The 19054-nt window shown below is 58.4% G+C and carries 13 protein-coding genes; 5 read left to right on the forward strand and 8 right to left on the reverse strand.

All coding sequences use genetic code 11. The features are described from left to right. Positions 1 to 47 precede the first annotated feature (47 nt). The 3 genes from BMZ32_RS17110 to BMZ32_RS17120 form a co-directional block, all read right to left on the reverse strand. Positions 48 to 1691: a histidine kinase N-terminal 7TM domain-containing diguanylate cyclase gene (locus tag BMZ32_RS17110; RefSeq protein ID WP_090244328.1), complete on the reverse strand. Its 1644-nt coding sequence runs from the start codon at positions 1689 to 1691 to the stop codon at positions 48 to 50. 192 nt (positions 1692 to 1883) lie between these two features. Then, positions 1884 to 3251, reverse strand: a complete 1368-nt coding sequence (locus BMZ32_RS17115) for a DUF3999 domain-containing protein (RefSeq protein WP_090244223.1) — start codon at positions 3249 to 3251, stop codon at positions 1884 to 1886. Continuing rightward, a complete protein-coding gene (locus tag BMZ32_RS17120; protein WP_090244225.1) occupies positions 3251 to 6841 on the reverse strand; it encodes a DUF2339 domain-containing protein in 3591 nt (1196 codons plus the stop codon). Before BMZ32_RS17120 ends, BMZ32_RS17115 begins: the two co-directional genes overlap by 1 nt. A gap of 240 nt (positions 6842 to 7081) precedes the next feature. Here BMZ32_RS17120 and BMZ32_RS17125 point away from each other — a divergent pair, with 240 nt between their 5' ends. From BMZ32_RS17125 to BMZ32_RS17145, 5 genes are all read left to right on the forward strand, one after another. After that, on the forward strand, positions 7082 to 7477 hold the full coding sequence (locus BMZ32_RS17125) for a YkgJ family cysteine cluster protein (protein ID WP_090244227.1): 396 nt from the start codon (positions 7082 to 7084) through the stop codon (positions 7475 to 7477). A gap of 57 nt (positions 7478 to 7534) precedes the next feature. Then, on the forward strand, positions 7535 to 8356 hold the full coding sequence (locus tag BMZ32_RS17130; protein WP_090244228.1) for a helix-turn-helix domain-containing protein: 822 nt from the start codon (positions 7535 to 7537) through the stop codon (positions 8354 to 8356). Between the two features lie 48 nt (positions 8357 to 8404). Further along, entirely contained in the window at positions 8405 to 9811 is a 1407-nt protein-coding gene (locus BMZ32_RS17135) for an NAD(P)/FAD-dependent oxidoreductase (RefSeq protein ID WP_090244230.1), read from the forward strand. Between the two features lie 15 nt (positions 9812 to 9826). Beyond that, the gene (locus BMZ32_RS17140) at positions 9827 to 10168 is read left to right on the forward strand and encodes a cupin domain-containing protein (RefSeq protein ID WP_090244232.1); all 342 of its coding nucleotides are present in this window, start codon (positions 9827 to 9829) and stop codon (positions 10166 to 10168) included. 77 nt (positions 10169 to 10245) lie between these two features. Further along, positions 10246 to 11322 carry a polyamine ABC transporter substrate-binding protein gene (locus BMZ32_RS17145; protein ID WP_090244234.1) on the forward strand — a complete coding sequence of 359 codons (1077 nt, stop codon included), beginning with the start codon at positions 10246 to 10248 and terminating at the stop codon, positions 11320 to 11322. Positions 11323 to 11397: 75 nt separating this feature from the next. Here the strand turns inward: BMZ32_RS17145 and cptA are convergent, their stop codons facing one another. The 5 genes from cptA to thiI all read right to left on the reverse strand — a co-directional run bounded on the left by cptA (position 11398) and on the right by thiI (position 18757). After that, positions 11398 to 13152 (reverse strand): phosphoethanolamine transferase CptA, encoded by a 1755-nt coding sequence (gene cptA / locus BMZ32_RS17150; RefSeq protein ID WP_090244236.1) that lies wholly within the window; start codon positions 13150 to 13152, stop codon positions 11398 to 11400. A gap of 230 nt (positions 13153 to 13382) precedes the next feature. Next, positions 13383 to 14273 (reverse strand): hypothetical protein, encoded by an 891-nt coding sequence (locus BMZ32_RS17155; protein ID WP_090244238.1) that lies wholly within the window; start codon positions 14271 to 14273, stop codon positions 13383 to 13385. Continuing rightward, positions 14270 to 15025, reverse strand: coding sequence for a hypothetical protein (locus BMZ32_RS17160; RefSeq protein ID WP_090244240.1), 756 nt, complete (start codon positions 15023 to 15025; stop codon positions 14270 to 14272). Before BMZ32_RS17160 ends, BMZ32_RS17155 begins: the two co-directional genes overlap by 4 nt. 298 nt (positions 15026 to 15323) lie before the next feature. After that, the gene (typA, locus tag BMZ32_RS17165; protein WP_090244243.1) at positions 15324 to 17144 is read right to left on the reverse strand and encodes a translational GTPase TypA; all 1821 of its coding nucleotides are present in this window, start codon (positions 17142 to 17144) and stop codon (positions 15324 to 15326) included. Between the two features lie 158 nt (positions 17145 to 17302). Beyond that, entirely contained in the window at positions 17303 to 18757 is a 1455-nt protein-coding gene (gene thiI, locus BMZ32_RS17170; RefSeq protein ID WP_090244330.1) for a tRNA uracil 4-sulfurtransferase ThiI, read from the reverse strand. Positions 18758 to 19054 lie beyond the last annotated feature (297 nt).

Consider the following 19054-nt stretch of genomic DNA (forward strand, 5'->3'; position numbering starts at 1 on the left):
GCCTTAGCGCTGGATGGAAGGCGCTCCGCCGCACAGCGCCCAGCCACTCAGATCAGGCTGCACACCCGATTACGCCCTTCATGCTTGGCCTGGTAGAGCGCAGCATCAGCCACCTGCAGCAACTCATCCAGCACCAGACCTTGCTCGGGCCATAGCGCGAGGCCAGCGGAGAGAGTCACATAGCGCGCGCCACCACGGGTCGGCAGCGGATGCGCCGCTAATTCCCGGCAGATGGTTTCCAGCCGCGCGCGAGCCTCGGAAGCATCGGCACGCGGCAGGATCAGCAGAAACTCTTCACCACCGATGCGGAATACCGCATCCGAGCTGCGCAGATTTTCCAGCAGGTGCTGCGCGACGCCCTTGAGTACATCGTCGCCTTCGAGATGGCCGTGCTCATCATTTAGCCGTTTGAAATGGTCCAGATCGATCAACGCCAAAGAAATCGGCGAGCGCTCACGCTGCGCCACCGCTAGCTCGCGGGCAAAGAATTCATTTAGGTAACGGCGGTTGTACAAACCCGTTAGCGGATCACAGAGTGCCTGCTCTTGCAGTTGCTCATGCAGATGGCTGATGGTGCGCAAACGCTCCTCGCTCAGGGCCAGAGCCTCGGCCAGTTTCAATTCGCTGAGATGACGCTGAGTGACATCACGCAAATAGAGCATTTGCCCCAGCGTTAACGTGCCCCGCTGAGTAACCCGCTCGATGGCGCGGATGCGTACTTCGAAATAACGTGCCGAGCTGGCCAGGGTCAGCAACCGATCATGCTCACCCTGCACCGGCTGGCTCAAAAGCTGTTGCAAATCCGCGCCGAGGATCGGCCAATCCACCAACTGTCGCCCCTGCCAGCCGCTGCGCAGACCAACCAGTTTCAACGCTGCCGGGTTGGCCTCAATCACGCGCAATTGCGCATCCACCACCAGCACCGGATCGAGTAACGCATCCAGCAGTAGATGGCGGGCCACTGGCAGCAGGTCAAACAGGCGCACACCAACAATCAGCCAGGTAAACGCCACTAAGGTGAAGGCAAAACTAAAGGGCGTCGGATCGAAGCCGAACAGCATCCAGCCGAACACCACATAGCTGATATTGGCGATCCAGGGCACCGCTGTGACAACGACGAACGCCAGATAGTGACGGCGATGCACCCCATAGCTGACGATGGCCGCGCGTAGCACTACGCCCATGCAGAAGGTCATAAACAGGTAAACATATACGGCAGCTGCATAGAACAGCGGCCCGTGCTGATAACGGATCGGCGCGCCTGGTTGATCATTCAACGGTGCCGTGCCGGCGCCGTAGAATAAGCCATGCCAGGGGTTGCTCAGGGCCACCAACCATACCAGCAGCGGCACCACGGCCAAGCCCAGGGTGCTGCGCAGCGGCAGCGGCTGGCGCACGCTGTTGACGTATTGCCAGAGAAATACCGCCCAAAAGGTCGGCGTCATCAGAATTCCTGGCCAAGCCATGCTCGCCCAGAACGCTTTGCACTGTGGGCCTTGCACCGCCATTTCCAGACTCGCAGCAACCATCCACCAGAAGCTGGCAAGATGCAGCACGATAAAGCTCTCGCGCCCCGGAAAATAACGCTGCCGCGTAACCCAGCGCGCCAGTAACAGAACGCCGATACACACCGCAGCAGTCAGCAGCACCGGCGCACTCAGCGCCCAGCCGGAATTCCCGCAGGCATTCATCGCGTGGGTACTACCGGGGGGAACAGCTGCACGTGCTTGCCAGTCGAGCCAGGCAAACACGCGGGGGAGACCCAAAGGCGGGCCGCAGTTGAAATACGCAAGGGCCTTCCTGACCTCAAACGCCGAATAATTGAAGAGCCAACCATACTGCAAAACCATTAGGTAGCTGGGCTTTATTTCTGCTCAAGGCCTCTATCCCGCGCTCGGTCGGCGTAACAGGCTGAGCGCCATGAGCGCCAGTAAGCCGACCCCGAGTAGCAGCACCGACCACAACCCCCAGCGTTTCCAGTTGCTATCGGTAACCACCGCTTGCCCTTGCTGCGCAAGATTATCGGCCAGCGCCTGGGCTTTCGCCGTACCTAGCTGTTGCAAGCGCTGTGGCTGATAGCCCGGTATCAACGTGGTCAACGGCAAAGCGGCCGACTCGGCTCCCGCTCGCCCCAGCGCCAGCTGGTAAGGCGGTCTGCCGCGCTGGAGGAACACCAACTGCGTGGCACGCAGCGCCACCTTGATCTGCGGCGACGCGCTGCCAAGACCACCACCGCGCTCATCTACCTGCAGGCGCAGCTGTTGCACGCTCCAGCCTGGCAGCGGCAACTCATCCTGACGAATCTCTGCACCGCTTTCCGACAGTCGATAGAGCAAACCTTGGGCCAAGGGCTGCCAACTGCCCTGGCCTTCATTGCGCCCGCTGACACGGACAGGCGCAAGCGTATTAGCCTGATTCAGCTCGACAGACAGACGCGCCAGCGGTAAAGCCAATGGCAGCTGCCATTGATAGCGGCCGTCCGCGCTGCGTGTTACCGACAATGGCTGTGACCACACCAGCGGTGCCGGCACGCGGTCATTATGCTGGCTACGCAAACTCGCTGCTGTCAGTTGTGGGGCTTGCTGCGGGCTCTGCCAGAGCAGGCGCAGGTAGCGCGCCTTGCGCCCCGGCAACTCGACCTGACGCTGCTCGACACGCTCGCCATCGAACGCTAAGCGCGCCAGCTGTCCACTGCCCCAGGGCTGCCAGATTTGCAGGTCATCACTGGCCTCGATACTGAAGCGTTGAAAACCGTCATGACTACCCGCCCAGTCCAGCTGCAGGCGCACCAGCGGTTCTTTGAGCGCGCTGGCATCCAGCACCCAGCCGCGCCGCTGTAAGGGCTTGGCCGCATCGCCTGACTCATCGAGTAGCTCAATCAACGTACCGCCGCTGCTACGCTGCACCCTTAGAGTGGGCGTGCCCGCACTGTCGCCCTGCCCGGCATACAGCGGGAACCACTTCACCGCCTGTTCTTGCTGACTGCCGCGCGACTCGTCCTGCCCTGCCACGAGTGAATACGCTAGCGCTTGTCCTTCGGCATTGAACACGCGCAGGTCGCGCAAGTCGCCATAACGTGCGGCAAAGTGCAGCGCCATCGGCACATCGAGGCGATACCAAGGGCCTTCACCAGTGAGCGTCAGCGGCAGTTGCACGCTGTAGTCTGCTAAACGCTCCTGGGCCATACCCGACGAACTGAACAGCACTCCAGTCAACGCCGTGCACAGCGCAGCGTGGGTTAAACGACTCATCATGCTCGCTCCTGCGGTTGATCCGTATCCGCTGGGCGGGCGGGCAAGGGGGCGAAATAGCCCACCACCAACAGCAATACACCCACACCAATAAACGACACGATGCGCTCTAGGCCACCGCGATTACCCAGCTCTACGAAGAACAGCTTGGCCACCACCAGTGCAATCAACACAGCACCGATCAGCCACAGTTCGCGTCGGCCACGGCGGTTGCCGAGCACCATCAACGGCAGGGCAATCAGCGTCCAGATAATCGACAACCCCGCCTGCACCAGCATTGAATCAAGCAAGGCATCCAACTGATAAGGCACCCCGCCCCAATGATGAGCGGTGCGCATGACCATGGCCGTGAACAAAGCGAAGAGTGAAGCACCCGCCAGCGCTTGCGTCAGCCACTGGCTACGCACCGCGCTCACCCCCAGCTCAACCAGCCCCGTGCGCGCCCATGCGAACACCGCGCCAAGGGCAAACAGCAAACCCAACTCCAGTGGATTGAGTAGCGGTAAATAGGCCAGGGGGTCGGCACCGCCGGCACTGGCGACGTTAGCCAGCCAAAACCAGCCCAGCATCAACACTGCCAGCGGGGCCGCCGCCAACACGCGGTATTCGCGCGGGCACACGGCTAACGGCCACGCCCAGCGCCGCTGCAGAAACATCGGCCACTGAGCCATCAGCCACAAGTAGGCACTCGGCAGCAGCGCCCAACCCAACCAGCGCCAGGCGTTGTATTGCTCGGAGAGGGCCAAGAACAGGTAGCGCAGTTCCAGCGCCAGCACGCCCAGTAGCAACCAACAGCCGAGTACATGCGCCACGCTCAACGCCCCCGCCGGCAGCTGAACTGCCAAGCGTCGCAGCGACCAGAAGTGCACGACAAACAGCAGCGCCCAAGCCAACCAACCAAACTGCGCTGACGGCTGATAGTCCAGGTGCCAGGCATGCAGCAGCACCACGCCAGCTAACGGGGTCAGTAGGCAGCACAGCAACGCTAGTTCAGCCCACCGCGTGCGCGGGGCAAGGAATGCGGCCAGCGCCATGCTCGCTGCCAACACTGCGAGCAACGCACTGGCTTGCCATTGCGAAGCGACAAAACGCAGCACTTCGCTGCTCAGCGCCACCGCCCACCACGCCGCGCCCCACACCAGCAGCAGTTGCGCCAAACCCAACAAGCTGAAATTACCGAGAGCATTGACGGCTTCGCGGCGCGCCAGTTGTTGCAAGCGCCAGGCGCCAATTAATGCCGCCACCCCGAGCACCAGCGGCGTCCAGAAATCCACATGGGCTAAAGGCCGAATGCCCTCTACTGACAGCTGGCCGAACAGCAGCGGACTCACGGCCAAGAACACCAACCCAGCCAATACCTGCAACAACAGGCCGAAGATAAAGCTGGCGCGCTGCTGCAGGTGCAAGCTCAGCCAGATAATCAGCAGTCCGCTGCCGCCCCATACCGCACTGGCCGTGGCCCAGGGCAACACGAACAGCACCGCCAGATTGAGAAACACCAAGCCGACCAGCAGCACCACTGACAAACCGCGCAGCAGGCGACGATCCTGACCAACCTGCGGATCACGGGAAGCCAGGAGCATGCCGGCAATCAGCCCGAAGCCAATCAACGATGAGGTCAACAAGCACTGCCAACCAGCGGAAAAGCCGCCCGCGCCAGCGGCTGCATTGCCAGCCATATCCAGCATAAACATCAGGCCACCGAGCAACTGCACGGCAAAGGCGCTAAACAGGAAACTGCGTGCCTGTAGGCGCAGACCCAACCACAGGGTTACTAAGCCAGCAATGGCCCAGCTGATCGCCGTGCCTTGGGCGGCAAACAGCAATGGTGCAATCAGATAAATGAAGGCCAGACCCGCGCAGGCCAGCAGCGGCAACCCACGCACCTCCCAACTGCTGGCGTCGCTGATGTTCTGGCGCAATTGCCAATAGCTAAACAGTAAGGCCACGCCAAGCATCAACGCACCCAATGGCGCGCCGTCTAGCAGGCTTTGTTGACCCGCTTGCAGGCCAATGGCGAACGCCAGCGCCGCGCCGAACTGCAGCAGCAAAGCAAACGCCCGCGCCAAGCCGCGCTGCTGACGCAGGCCCAGCCAATAGATGCCCGCCCCTTCCACCGCCCAGGCTGCTGAGGTCAAGCGCGCATCCAAACCGAGCGGAATCGCCAAGCTGCCGAACACCACGCCCAGCGCCAGGCAGGTTTCCACCAGCAGCGCGGCACGATCACCCGTACGGCCAACCAGCAGCCGCGCCAGCAGCAGGTAGAACAACCCCAGCGCCAATGCGCTGAACGCGGCGGCAAACTCGATGTGCTGCACCAACGCGAATTGCAGGCCGAAGCCCACCAGCGGCGGACCAAACAGCACGGTAGCGTCGATGTAATCACCTTTGTGCGCCGCCCAGCGTAGCAACTCATCCCGCCCCTCTGGCGCATCCGCCGCCTCGCGTAGCTTACGCCGAGCGAACAGCAGCCCGATGGCCACATACATCAGGAAGAACAGCAGCAAGAACGGTTCAGTACTCCACAACAAATCTGGCGTGTAGGCGCGGACGCCCCAAGCGAAGCCAATGCCGAAGGTACCGACAAAGCCAATAAAATTGAGCAGACGCCAGGCCTTGAACCACGCGATGGTAAAGATGCCGATATTCAACAAGGCGAAATAGCTGAACAGCATCACATGGTTGCCACTGCCGGTAGACGTCAAAATCGGCGCAGCGAAACCGCCCAAGGCAGCGGCAGCGGCCAACCCCAGAGCATCTTGCTTGACCGCCAGAATCGCCGAAAAAAGCGTCACCAGCACCAGTAAACCCAGCGCCATAGTCGGGTCGAGTAACGGGTGCAGGCGCATGGCGGCGAACACCGTCAGGTACAGCACGGCAATCCCGGTGCCCTGCAGCATCAGTGCGTAGCTGGGGTTACGCAGGCGCAGCCACCAGCCGAGCCCCAGTAACGCCAGCGCACTGGCAGCCACGCCGGCATAACGTAACTCCACCGGCACCACGACACCTTCGGTGGCGTAACGCAGCAGGAAAGCCAAACCGAGAAACAGCAACACCACGCCGATGCGCAGTACTGTGTTGCCTCCCAGTAACCAATTTTTTGCCGCCGCAACCCCTCGTTTAATCAGGCTGGGTTGGCGCGGCGCGGCAGGCTTCCAAGGTGAGGCCGGCGGTTTCTCGGTTGTTTCAGCGAGCGGCTCTGAGGCTGCCGGCATTGCCACAACGGGCTCAAGCTGTGGATCGGGCAGCACGAAGTCCAACGTCCAATCCAGCTCAACATGAGCCATCGGCGCACTGGCAGTGGGCTCGGGCTCGGCAGGACTGACCGACGGCGGCGCAGCGGGAGGCTCGGAGGGCGCGGGCTGCTCCAGTTTCAGCAAGCGTTCATATACAGCTGCACGGTTCTGTTCAAACTGCAGGGCAAAGGCTTTGAGCTGAGCCTTTAGCGCGGTGTTCTCAAGCGCAGCACCGCGCAGCTGAAGCGCCTGCCCGAGCCCCAGCCCAAGCAATGCGCCAAGCAGCGCAGCCGTCAGTGTTTCATCCGCCAACGCGCCGAGCACCAGGCCAACCAGCATGAAAATCCATTGCATGCAGTGCATCCCTAAACAGATATAACCCGAACGGCGCACAGCCAAATATCGGCCAGAAAGTCGCAGCAGTATACGAGGCTGCTCGTACCATACCCAAAGAGACGAATGCCGCACGCATCACAGCACAGACAACAATCGCCAGTGCGCCGGACAAAATGTAACCAGCTGGCAGATTGTCATTCAAAAAAACTTCAGGCCCGCTATCATCGCCCGCCGCCCAAACGACGCACGCCCAGCCCGATGAAAAACAACCTGATTGCCGCCGCCGAACTCGACCGCCTGGATACCTGGGCCAAATACACCGCCGATATGTGCCACAGCTGCATGTCCAGCTGCTGCACCCTGCCGGTCGAAGTGCGCCTGGGCGACCTGATCCGTATTGGCGTGGTCGACGAGTTCGAGCGCAGCGAGCCACCGAAGAACATCGCTAAACGCTTACAGAAAGAAGGTCTTGTCGAGCGTTTCCACCAAAAGTCGGGGACGTTCACCATAACCCGCATGAGCAACAACGACTGCTACTACCTGGACCGCAAGACCCGCCTGTGTACCATTTACGAAAAGCGCCCGGACACCTGCCGCAACCACCCGAAAATCGGCCCGCGCCCAGGCTACTGTGCTTATAAGCCGAAAAGCTAAGAGCATCGGGTGGTTGAACCACGCATAACGCTGAAGCCGCCTGCCGTGGAGACCGCCATGGACAATCACGACGTCGCTGATGACGCCCAGCAAACCGAACGCACCCGCGCAACGGTGATGCGTTATCACTACAGCTGGAAAGACCGTGATCTCGACGCGGTGATGGCGTTGTATCACCCGGATATCCAGTACAACGACTTCTTCCAGCAGCGCTGCATGGGCTTCACCGAGCTGCGCGAATACGTACGCAACAACTTGCCGCGCCAGCCCGGCGAGGCGCTGGAGCACACTGACCGCATCCGCATCGACGGCCATACCGCTTTTATCCAGTACCGTACCAGCCTGCATGGCAGCAATGGTTTGCTAGCGTTTCGCACTGGAGAAGCGATCACCGTACGTGACGGCCTTATCTGGCGTATCCATGAATACGCCACGCTTATGCGCGAAGAGCGCGAGCAGCATGCCGCCGGTGATTCACGCCCGGCGCTCAGCCGTCTCGGCCTTAGCGCCCGCCAACTGGGCTTACTGGCGCAAGACCTAGAAGAGTACATGCAGCGTGAGCAGGCCTACCTCGATCCGCAACTCGATTTGCAGCAGGTCGCCACAGCCACCGGCTATAGCCGCAATCAAATTTCTCACCTACTCAACCAAGTGTTGGGGCAAAGCTTCTATCGCTATATCAATCAGAAGCGCTTGCAGCACCTACTCAATGGCATCAATGCCAAGAACGACCTGCAGCGCATCGACGACCTGGCCTTCGCTGCTGGGTTCAACTCGCTATCGGCCTTCTATAACTGCTTTCGGCGCCACACTGGGCTGTCGCCCAAGGCCTATCTCAAGCAAATTTCCTCGCGGGCACGCACAGAAGACAAGCCCTAAGCGCTTCACTAGTCTCCGCGCAGAGTAACTACCTGCCGGAGATCGACAATGAGCCCATGGCGCTCCCTAAGCCTGTGGATGGATCAGCTGGACGAGCCGCTGAGCCCAAGACCTGCGCTGAACGACCACCTGCACACTGATGTGGCAATCATCGGCGCCGGCTATACAGGCCTGTGGACCGCCTACTACCTAAAACGCCAGGCCCCGCATCTGCGCATTGTCATCCTCGAAGGTGAGACTGCCGGCTTCGGCGCCTCCGGGCGCAATGGCGGCTGGTTGATGGGCAACCTGCTAGGCCAGGACCGATTGCTCGCCGAACAACCCAGCGCAGCGCGGCAGCAGGCTTACGCACTGCTACACGGCATTCCCGATGAAGTCGCCAGCGTACTTGAGCGCGAACAAATCGCCTGCGATTACCGCAAAGGCGGCGCACTCTACTGCGCCGCGCGTTACCCCGAGCAACTCAGCAGCCTGCACAGCCATTTAGCCGAGTTGCGCGCCTTAGGCCTGGATGAAACCGATTATCGATGGCTGAGTCCGTTTGATCTCAGCCAACAGTTACGGCTGGCCAACCCCTACGGCGCGATTTACACGCCGCATTGCGCCACCATCCAACCTGCCAAGTTGGTGCGTGGGCTGGCTCGCTGCGTAGAAGCGATGGGCGTCGAACTCTATGAGCAGAGCCGGGTTATCGACTGGCAAACCGGTCAGGTACGCACACAAAACGGCAGCGTACGCGCCGACTGGGTAGTCCCCGCCGTGGAAGGCTATGCCGCCAGCTTGCCGCCCTTAGACAAACATCAATTGCCCGTGCAGAGCCTGTTAGTCGCCACCGAACCGTTACCGGCGGACGTGTGGGCAGGCATCGGCCTTGAGCGCGGCCAGGCCTTTAGTGAAAACAGCCGGCAAGTCACTTACGGCCAGCGCACTGTCGACGACCGCTTAGTCTTCGGTGCTCGCGGCGGCTATCGCTTCGGCGGACGCTTACGCACTGACTTCAACCTCAGCGAAGACGAACGCGACCTGCGCCGCTACCTGTTCAGTGAACTGTTCCCACAGCTCAAGGATGTGCGCATCAGCCATGCCTGGGGCGGAAACCTGGGCATGGCGCGCCGCTTTCGCCCACACATGCTGGTGGATCGACGTAACGGCATCGCCCTGTCCGGCGGTTACGGTGGCGAAGGTGTAGGCGCGAGCAATCTCGGCGGACGCACCTTGGCCGACCTGATACTCGGCAAGCAGAGTGAGCTGACCACGCAACCTTGGGTACTCGGTGACCAGCCACTCAATCGTCTTGCGCGCTGGGAGCCAGAGCCACTGCGCTGGCTCGGCTACAACGCAATCATCCAGAGCTTCGTCTTTGAGGATCGGGTGCTGGCTAACCCCCATAGCCCGCCCTGGAGACGTCAGCTGGCCGGCACCATGGCCGCCACCATGGAAAAATTCATGCGCTAACCCCCGGAGAGTTTTATGACCATCGAACATTTCAAAAACACTGCACAACTGCCTCTGACGGATATCAATCCGGTAGCCGTCCCGCTCAGCGAGCCCATCGCCATTACCCGTAGTCACGGCATCGAAAACGCTGACGGCGTGGCCGCTGGCATTTGGGAATGCACACCAGGCCGCTGGCGGCGGCAGATCGCCCAGCAGGAGTTCTGCCACATTATCGCTGGGCGCTGCACCTTCACCCCAGACAACGGCGAACCCATGCAAATCCGGGCGGGCGATGCCCTGTTGCTGCCAGCCAATACCTTCGGCGTATGGGACATCGAAGAAACCGTGCGCAAAAGCTTCGTACTACTGAAATAACCCGGCCCAACGCAGACCGAAGCGTTCACGTGTAATTGCCACTTCGACAACACAGACAAAAACGATGAGGTACTCCCATGCTGAAGAAACTACTGCCCTTGCTGCTGTTAAGCAGCGTCAGCCAAGCCGCAGAAACTGTGCGCATCTACAACTGGACTGACTACATCGCCCCAGACACCATCAAGCAATTCGAGCAAAGCACTGGCATGCTCGGCCAGTACGACGTCTACGACAGCAACGAAACCCTAGATGCCAAGCTAATGGCCGGACGCTCCGGTTATGACGTGGTGTTCCCGTCCAACCATTTCATGGCTCGACAGATCCAGGCCGGAGCACTGAAGAAGCTCGACAAGAGCCGTTTACCGGGCTGGAACAACCTCAACCCAGTCCTGATGAAAACCTTGGAAACCAACGACCCTGGCAACCAGTACGGCTTTCCCTACCTGTGGGGCAGCACTGGGATCGGCTACAACGTCGACCAAGTGCGCGAAGTCCTCGGCGAGGATGTGCCTCTCGATTCCTGGGACCTGATCTTCAAGCCCGAACACATGGCCAAGCTCAGCCAGTGCGGCGTGGCGATTCTCGATAATGGCCCAGAAATGCTGCCTATTGCCCTGCATTATCTCGGTTTGCCGCACCACAGCAAAAACCTTGAGGACTACAAAAAAGCCGAAGCCTTACTGCTCGAAATGCGTAAAAACGTACGCTACTTCCACTCATCCAAATACGTCGGCGACCTGGCCAATGGCAATATCTGCGTGGTCGTGGGTTTCTCTGGCGACATCATGCAGGCCGGTAACCGCGCCGCTGAGGCAAACAATGGCATCACCATCAACTACGTGATTCCCAAGGAAGGCACACCCATCTGGTTCGACATGGTGAGCATGCCGGCCGACAGTAACAATGAAGAGGCGGCTTACTCTTTTATGAACTACCTGCTGCAGCCAGAGGTCATCACGCCGATCACTAATCATGTGCAGTACGCCAACGGCAACAGTGCCGCCGATAGCCTCGTCGACCCAGAGCTTAGAGCCGATGCAACGGTGTACCCGCCACAAGAAGCCATGGATAACCTCTACGCCCTAGAGGCCATGCCACTGAAAGTCGACCGGGTGCGTACGCGCCTATGGAGCAAGATCAAAAGCGGGATCTGACTCACTACCTGCCAACTAAAAGCCCCCGTCAACCTGGATTGACGGGGGCTTTTAGTTGGCGAATATCCAGCTCAGTTAAAGCTTAGCCGGCTGAGCTTTCTCACGTTGAGCCAACTCGCCAGCGCCGGTCTTGGGCTTGATCAAACTAAAGTCGATCAAGCTCTTCGGCTGAGCAGGGTTACCGATCAGCAGCGGCATGGCTTGGAAGTCATTACTGACCAAGCTTTTATGCGCGTCATACTCATCAAAACGCAGCCCGGCCAAGTCCGCCCAGGTGTGGATAAAGTGCGAGGAGCTGTAAGGCCGTGACAGCGCCGCGCTGAAGTCACGCGCTTGCTGCGCTTGCCACTGCGGCGAGTTCCACACAATGAACGGCACGGTGTACATCGGGCTGGTGGGCGCGGCCTCGTTACGCCCCAGCACATCAGGCTTGGGCGCATCGAATACCGCTTCACCGTGGTCAGACAGGTACAGCAACATGCCTTTGGCCTGCGCACCCGACAAATTTTTGATCAGGCTGGCAACCACATGGTCGTTGTACAACACCGCATTGTCGTAGCTGTTGTAGGTCGGCAGTTGATCATCAGTGACGTTATCCGGCGCACCACTGCGATCGGTGAAGCGCTCAAACTCAGGCGGGTAGCGGTACTGATAGCTCATGTGCGTGCCGAGCAAATGCACCACGATAAATTTACGCGGCGCGCCATCAGCCAACACCTTGGCGAACGGGTCCAGCACATCACCGTCGTACTGGCGGGCATTCTGCTCGCGGTTATTGTTTAGATAGAACTGCTCATCGGCCTGCTCAGAGAAAGTCGTGAGCATGGTGTTACGTTTGGTCATGGTCTGCTGGTTGGTGATCCAGTATGTCTTGTAGCCGGCCTGCTTCATCAAGTTGATCACCGAGGGCGTGGTCAGATAGCGCTCCGGGTGCTCCTGATCGGCAAAGGTCAGCACCTGCTGCAAGGCTTCGATGGTGTAGGGCCGCGGCGTGACCACGTTGTCGAACACCTGCAACTGATCACGCAAGGCATCCAGCTCCGGCGTGGTCTGACGCGGGTAGCCATACAGGCTCATGCGTTGACGGTTGGTTGACTCACCAATCACCAGCACCAGGGTGGCCGGCTGCCCGGCATGGGCATCCTGCAGATTAGCCAAGGGCGCGATGCTGGCATTCTCGGCCAACAGCACCTGCATATTGGCCAGTTGCTCGCTGTAATTCTTGTAGCCCACTGCCAGCTGCCAAGGCGTGGCCGCTTCAATGCGCTGAGCAAAGTTATCCAACCCTGCCTGCCAGCTGTCGTGCTTGCTGAACTGACGTAGCGCCGGATAACCCACAGAGATAAACACCGCTAAAGCGGCGGCAAAAAAGGCACCCGGACGTGACAGGTAGACCGGACGCACCTTGCGCCAGAGCAGCCACCCACCTAACGCATAGGCAGCAAATGCCAGCAGCATCCACCAGGCAAAATACTGGATCAGGTATTCGGCGCTCTCATTGATGTTCGACTCGAACATGATAAAAATCACGCTCTGCGAGAACTCCTGGCCATAGACCAAGAAGTAGCCAAAACTGCCCAATGAGCAAAGCCACAACAGTGCGCCAATCACCGCCGCCAACTGTCGGGCGCGGGCAGGCCACAGCAACAAGGGCACCAGCCACAACGCGCTGACCAAAAACGCCTGACGAAAACCGGAAAATCCAGCCGTACCAGTCACTTGAATCAATAACTGGGTAACCCCAGAGAAATACCAGAAGAACAAAAAGGCCCAACCTAACCCGGCCCAATCCACGCCTTTGCGCGGCGACGCTTGCAGCACTGCAGACATAGAAACCTCATGACACCTAAATGACCGCCGTCTTTATGCCAGCCAGCCTGTGAAAATTCCGTCAAACACCCTGGATCAGTGAGCAACTTTTTGCCCGGCCAAGAAAAAGCCCCCGCATGCGATAGCCTGCGGGGGGCCTTTTAGTGAGTGTGAGTAGCTCTAAATCTTAAGATATGCCTACGTTGTCTATAACTCGCTCGTAGACACGCAGGTGCAGCCTGACTGTTAAGTTAAAGCGAGCTTTCTCCGCTAATTGGGTACGATTTCAACCACCCGCGCAAACTCAGAAAAAGATGACGTGATTCATCAACTTCGAGCACTCGACCACGCTCAACATAACGCATACCGCCTACTTGATAACGTAAGGTTTTCTCGGCGCTGCTGACCGCTGAAAAATGCTGAGTGCTCCAGTCTCGCTGCAGAATACGAACGGTTTCATAAATGACTATTATCAGTTCGCGCTTGAGGACGTGCCCCTCACCACGAGCCCACTCGGCAAGGCAATCCTGGCCACAGTCCAGCGGTGAGCTGAACACCTCGACATGCCCTTGGTATATCGCTTTTCGGCCTTGCATCAAGCGGATTTCGCTGATGAGCCGAATACTGCGTGCATCTGCAGACAAGAGCACACCTGGTGAGATACTCAGCACTAGACCACCAGTTTCTCGAGCAGCCGCTCCATTGTGTAGTAAAGCCTGCCCGATCGCCTTGTTGTACCAAGCGCTCCAACACTGACCATCAAGGGCTGAACGTAACGGAGTAATGCGCGCCTCAGCCTCACTTTCCATAGCATTTCGCGTATTCGACCTGGCTAGCTTGGAGGCGATTAATGAGCCAATCATGATACCAGCAGCGCCGCTAGGCCCTAGGCCGGCAGCGCCCTGAGAAGTGCCGTGCATGAGGGTTGCAGCTTGAATACCGTTCTCGATAAACACACCACCATCTCTTGAACCTTCGCTGCGCAGCCACCCTTGCTCATCTACGCTGATGTCAAGCTGATAGCCCTGAGAGCGGATCGAGCCGGAAAGGCTGTCGCACAGTTTTGGCTCCAGCGGGCCGTTAGTGCAGGCCGCAATGACTGGAAAAACCATTAAACGCGGCCAGCCAAGGCGCAAAGTCACGGGGTATTGGTCGAAACTTGCTGAGTTTTGAAAGGGGTAAGCGCAGATTGCTGAGCGGAATCCAGTGCCTGATAGAAGGCATTGGTTAGATTCGGATACTCTGGCCCTTCGTCCCATTCTCCTTCCGCAGCCCGATTGACGACCTGCCCCTGGTAATAGAGAAACCGGTTGTCATCAAGGTCGACCACATAGCTGTTTACCCCTACCTGGACAATGGGATCACTGGTGGGCACAACGCTATAGTAAGAGCGCACTGTGCCGAACGCAGTGGGGATGAACAGCACTAACTTGTCGACGTTGTGCTTCGCTTTGATTGACCGCAGGTCAACCGGAGAAAAGCCTACTTTTCCACTCTTAGGTTGCATTAATTCCGCTGCATCGAGCGTCTCTTGAATCTGCTTTACCTTGTAACCGTGACTCCGCAGTTGCTCAGTCACCACAGCTGACAACTCGTTGAAGCCGCTCGCGTCCCAAGTTTCAACCTTACTGCGCAAACCCGACGCAACAGCGCTATTCACCGCATAGTCGAGCAAGCCCTGCTGGCCGATCATTACAACGGTCGGCGCCGGCAGATCGGCAACCATGACGCCAATGCTTTCGTGCTTTTCAGTCCAAAAAACTTGGTCCATGGCCACCGGCGGCTGGACGGTTGCACAACCCGTTAACAACGCAAGCACAAACAGCGGGAGGGTGTATAGCCAGCGATGATTTCCTTTCATTAACTCACGTCCTTTAATTTGTTGGGCCTTCATCACACTCTTCATCTGAAGCAGATTTCAAACCAGAATTTTGGCGCGCATTAGAGCACATGGCACATAGCCATCAAGCTAAAAATACGTGATCTTGAACACATTTTAGCTATTTCCACGCAGCGCTCAGCGAGTATTAAGTACGCACGTCCACACGCCAAGAAAGCAGAAGAAGAGCTATCTTCTGACAACACCAGTCAAAAAATACATCTGCCCTACCTCTAGCGCCCTAAACTATCTCACACAAAAAAACCCCCGCCGGCTCTCGCCGGCGGGGGCTTTTTAGTTAGCTAAAACTGGATCAGTTCTTGGCTTTCTTGGCAGCGCGGGTGCGCTCGCCTTCGTCGAGGATCTTCTTACGCAGACGGATCGACTTCGGCGTCACTTCACACAGCTCGTCGTCCTGGATGAATTCCAGGGCCTGTTCCAAGGTGAATTTCACCGGTGGAACCAGAGCGATGGTTTCGTCTTTACCGGAAGCACGCATGTTGTCGAGCTTCTTGCCTTTGGTTGGGTTAACGCCCATGTCGGTGTCACGGCTGTTCAGACCAACGATCTGACCGTTGTAGATTTCCTGACCGTGCTCAACGAACAGCTTGCCACGCGCCTGAAGAGTTTCCAGGGAGTAGGTCAGAGCCTTGCCGGTTTCAACCGATACCAGAACGCCGTTCTGGCGGCCGGACATGTGGCCCGACTTCATGGTGTCGTAACGATCGAAGATCGAGGTCAGGATGCCAGCACCGTTGGTCAGGGTCAGGAACTGGTTACGGAAACCAATCAGACCGCGAGCTGGGATGTTGTATTCCAAACGCACACGGCCTTTACCATCCGGCACCATGTTGGTCAGATCGCCCTTACGCAGGCCCATCTCTTCCATGACCTTGCCCTGGGAGTCTTCCGGGGTGTCGATGGTGACGTTTTCGAACGGTTCGTGCTTCACGCCGTCAACCTGGCGGATGATCACTTCCGGACGACCTACACCCATTTCGAAGCCTTCGCGACGCATGGTTTCGATCAGTACTGAGAGGTGCAGCTCACCACGGCCGGAGACCTTGAACTTGTCAGCGCTGTCGCCTTCTTCAACACGCAGGGCCACGTTGTACAGCAGCTCTTTGTCCAGACGCTCTTTGATGTTACGGCTGGTGACGAACTTGCCTTCTTTACCGCAGAACGGCGAATCGTTGACCTGGAAGGTCATGGATACGGTCGGCTCATCGACGGTCAGCGGCTTCATCGCTTCAACATTGTTGATGTCGCACAGGGTGTCGGAGATGAACAGCGAGTCCATACCGCTGACGCAGACGATGTCGCCAGCGCCGGCTTCTTCAACGTCCACGCGATGCAGGCCGTGATGACCCATCAGCTTGAGGATACGGCCGTTACGGCGCTTGCCGTTGGCGTCGATCGCTACTACTGGGGTGTTCGGCTTGACCTTGCCACGGGCAATACGGCCTACACCGATGATGCCAAGGAAGCTGTTGTAGTCCAGTGCCGAGATTTGCATCTGGAACGGGCCATCAACGTCAACGGCTGGAGCCGGCACGTTGTCGATGATCGACTGGTACAGAGGCTCCAAGTTCTCGCTCATTTCAGCGTGATCCAGGCCGGCAACACCGTTCAGTGCCGAGGCGTAGACGACTTTGAAGTCCAGCTGCTCTTCGGTCGCGCCGAGGTTATCGAACAGGTCAAAGATCTGGTCCAGTACCCAATCAGGGCGTGCACCTGGACGGTCGATCTTGTTGATTACCACGATCGGACGCAGGCCAGCTTCGAAAGCTTTTTTGGTCACGAAGCGGGTTTGCGGCATCGGGCCGTCTTGGGCATCAACTACCAGCAGCACGGAGTCAACCATCGACATCACGCGCTCAACTTCACCGCCGAAGTCGGCGTGGCCGGGGGTGTCAACGATGTTGATGTGGTAGCCACCCCAGTTGATCGCGGTGTTCTTGGCCAGAATGGTAATGCCGCGCTCTTTTTCCTGGTCGTTGCTGTCCATCACGCGCTCGTCGTTGAGCTCGTTACGTTCCAGAGTGCCGGACTGACGCAGCAGGGCGTCAACCAGAGTGGTCTTACCATGGTCAACGTGGGCAATGATGGCGATGTTGCGTAGTTTCTCGATCACGTGTGTGTATCTCAATCAGAGGATTCGGTGTGCCGCCTAGTGTAGGGGGCGAGTATTAACTAAATGCGATTTCTGCTCGGCGGCGTAAAAGCCTGCTTCACGCCGCCGGTATGTCGGGAGGGCGATGGCGGATGCTACCGCCATTCAACCCGGGCGTCTTATGTCGGACGATAAACGCGCACATTGGCATGCCCCTCGCTCAACAGGTGATGGGCATGCAAACGGCTCATGACGCCTTTGTCGCAATACAGCAGGTATTGGCGGGCGTCATCCAACTCTTTGAAACGACTGTTCAATGCATAGAAGGGCAGCGCTTGCACTTCTATGCCAGACAGCTCGAGCGGTAGATCTTCACTGTTATCCGGATGGCGGATATCAATGATGACCTGGCCGGCCAGCGCTTCGTTGACTTCCTCAACCTTAATATCCTTGCCCAGTGCGTCGATCACTTTGTCGATCGGCAGCAAAGTCGCACGCTCCAAGGCGCGGTCAAGCACCGCCATGTCAAACTGGCCTTCCTCATGCTCGACGCGAGGCTTTTTTGCCTTGGTCGTCGGGTTGACCGAAATCACCCCGCAATATTCCGGCATATGCTTGGCGAATTCGGCAGTACCGATGCGCGTGGCGGTGTCGATGATGTCTTGCTTATGGCTGGCGAGCAGCGGACGCAGCACCAGCATGTCAGTGGCCGCGTCGATTACCGCGAGATTGGTCAAGGTCTGGCTAGAGACTTGGGAGATCGCTTCACCGGTCACCAACGCGTCGATCTGCAGGCGCTCGGCCATACGCGTGGCAGCACGCAGCATCATGCGTTTGAGAATGACACCCATGTGGCTGTTATCGACCTTGCCAAGGATTTCACCCAGCACCTCTTCAAACGGTACGCTGATAAACAGTACGCGCTGTGAGCTGCCGTACTTTTGCCAGAGGTAATGCGCCACCTCCATAACGCCTAGCTCATGAGCCCGGCCGCCGAGGTTAAAGAAGCAGAAATGGGTGACCAGGCCGCGACGCATCATTTGATAGGCCGCAACGGTGGAGTCGAAACCGCCGCTCATCAGCACCAGGCTCTGCTCCAGCGAGCCCAGCGGGTAACCGCCCAGCCCTTCGTGCTGATGATGGATGACGAACAGACGCTGGTCGCGGATCTCCATACGCACCACAACATCTGGGTTTTTCAGCGAGATACCGGCCGCGCCGCATTGCTGGCGCAACTGGCTGCCCACATAGCGCTCGATATCCATGGAGCTGAACGCATGCTTACCAGCGCGCTTGCAGCGCACAGAAAAGATCTTGCCTGCTAGCTGCTCGGCAAAGTGCAACTTGCACTTGGCCAGCACATCGTCGAAATCACCCAGCGGGTATTCATCAACCTGCAGAAAATGGGTGATACCCGGTGTGCAGCTCAGGCGCTCGACCATCGCCTGCAGAGTTTTCGGCTCACTGATCTGGGTTTCGACTTCCAGGTTGTCCCACACACCGCTGACCTGCAGCTGTGGATCGAACTCACGCAAAACCGAACGAATATTCTTCGCCAGCTGCCGGATAAAGTGCTTACGCACCGGCCGACTTTTAATGGTGATTTCTGGGAAGACTTTAACGATCAGTTTCATGAAAACAATGGGTGCCGAGGCCGCGGAAAAACAGGGGCGCGGATTATAGCGGAAATTGCTCACGCTTTGATCAAAAATCCTCACCGCCTCAAATAGCGCACCACTTTCGTGCACAACGGGAATTAAGCGAACTATAACGGTGCATAAATTGCTTAGGCAGCGCCGCTCAACCCGCGAAACCCCTGACTTTTAGGGCGCCCACCCATTCCTGTGCACTGGCATGCAATTTGCTCCCTTGTGATGCAGGATACGCCGACGGACTATGCCGCCGCGCCGTACCATATTATTGAGGGGCTC

It is taken from the genome of Pseudomonas guineae (genome assembly GCF_900113745.1).
Lineage (GTDB): Bacteria > Pseudomonadota > Gammaproteobacteria > Pseudomonadales > Pseudomonadaceae > Aquipseudomonas > Aquipseudomonas guineae.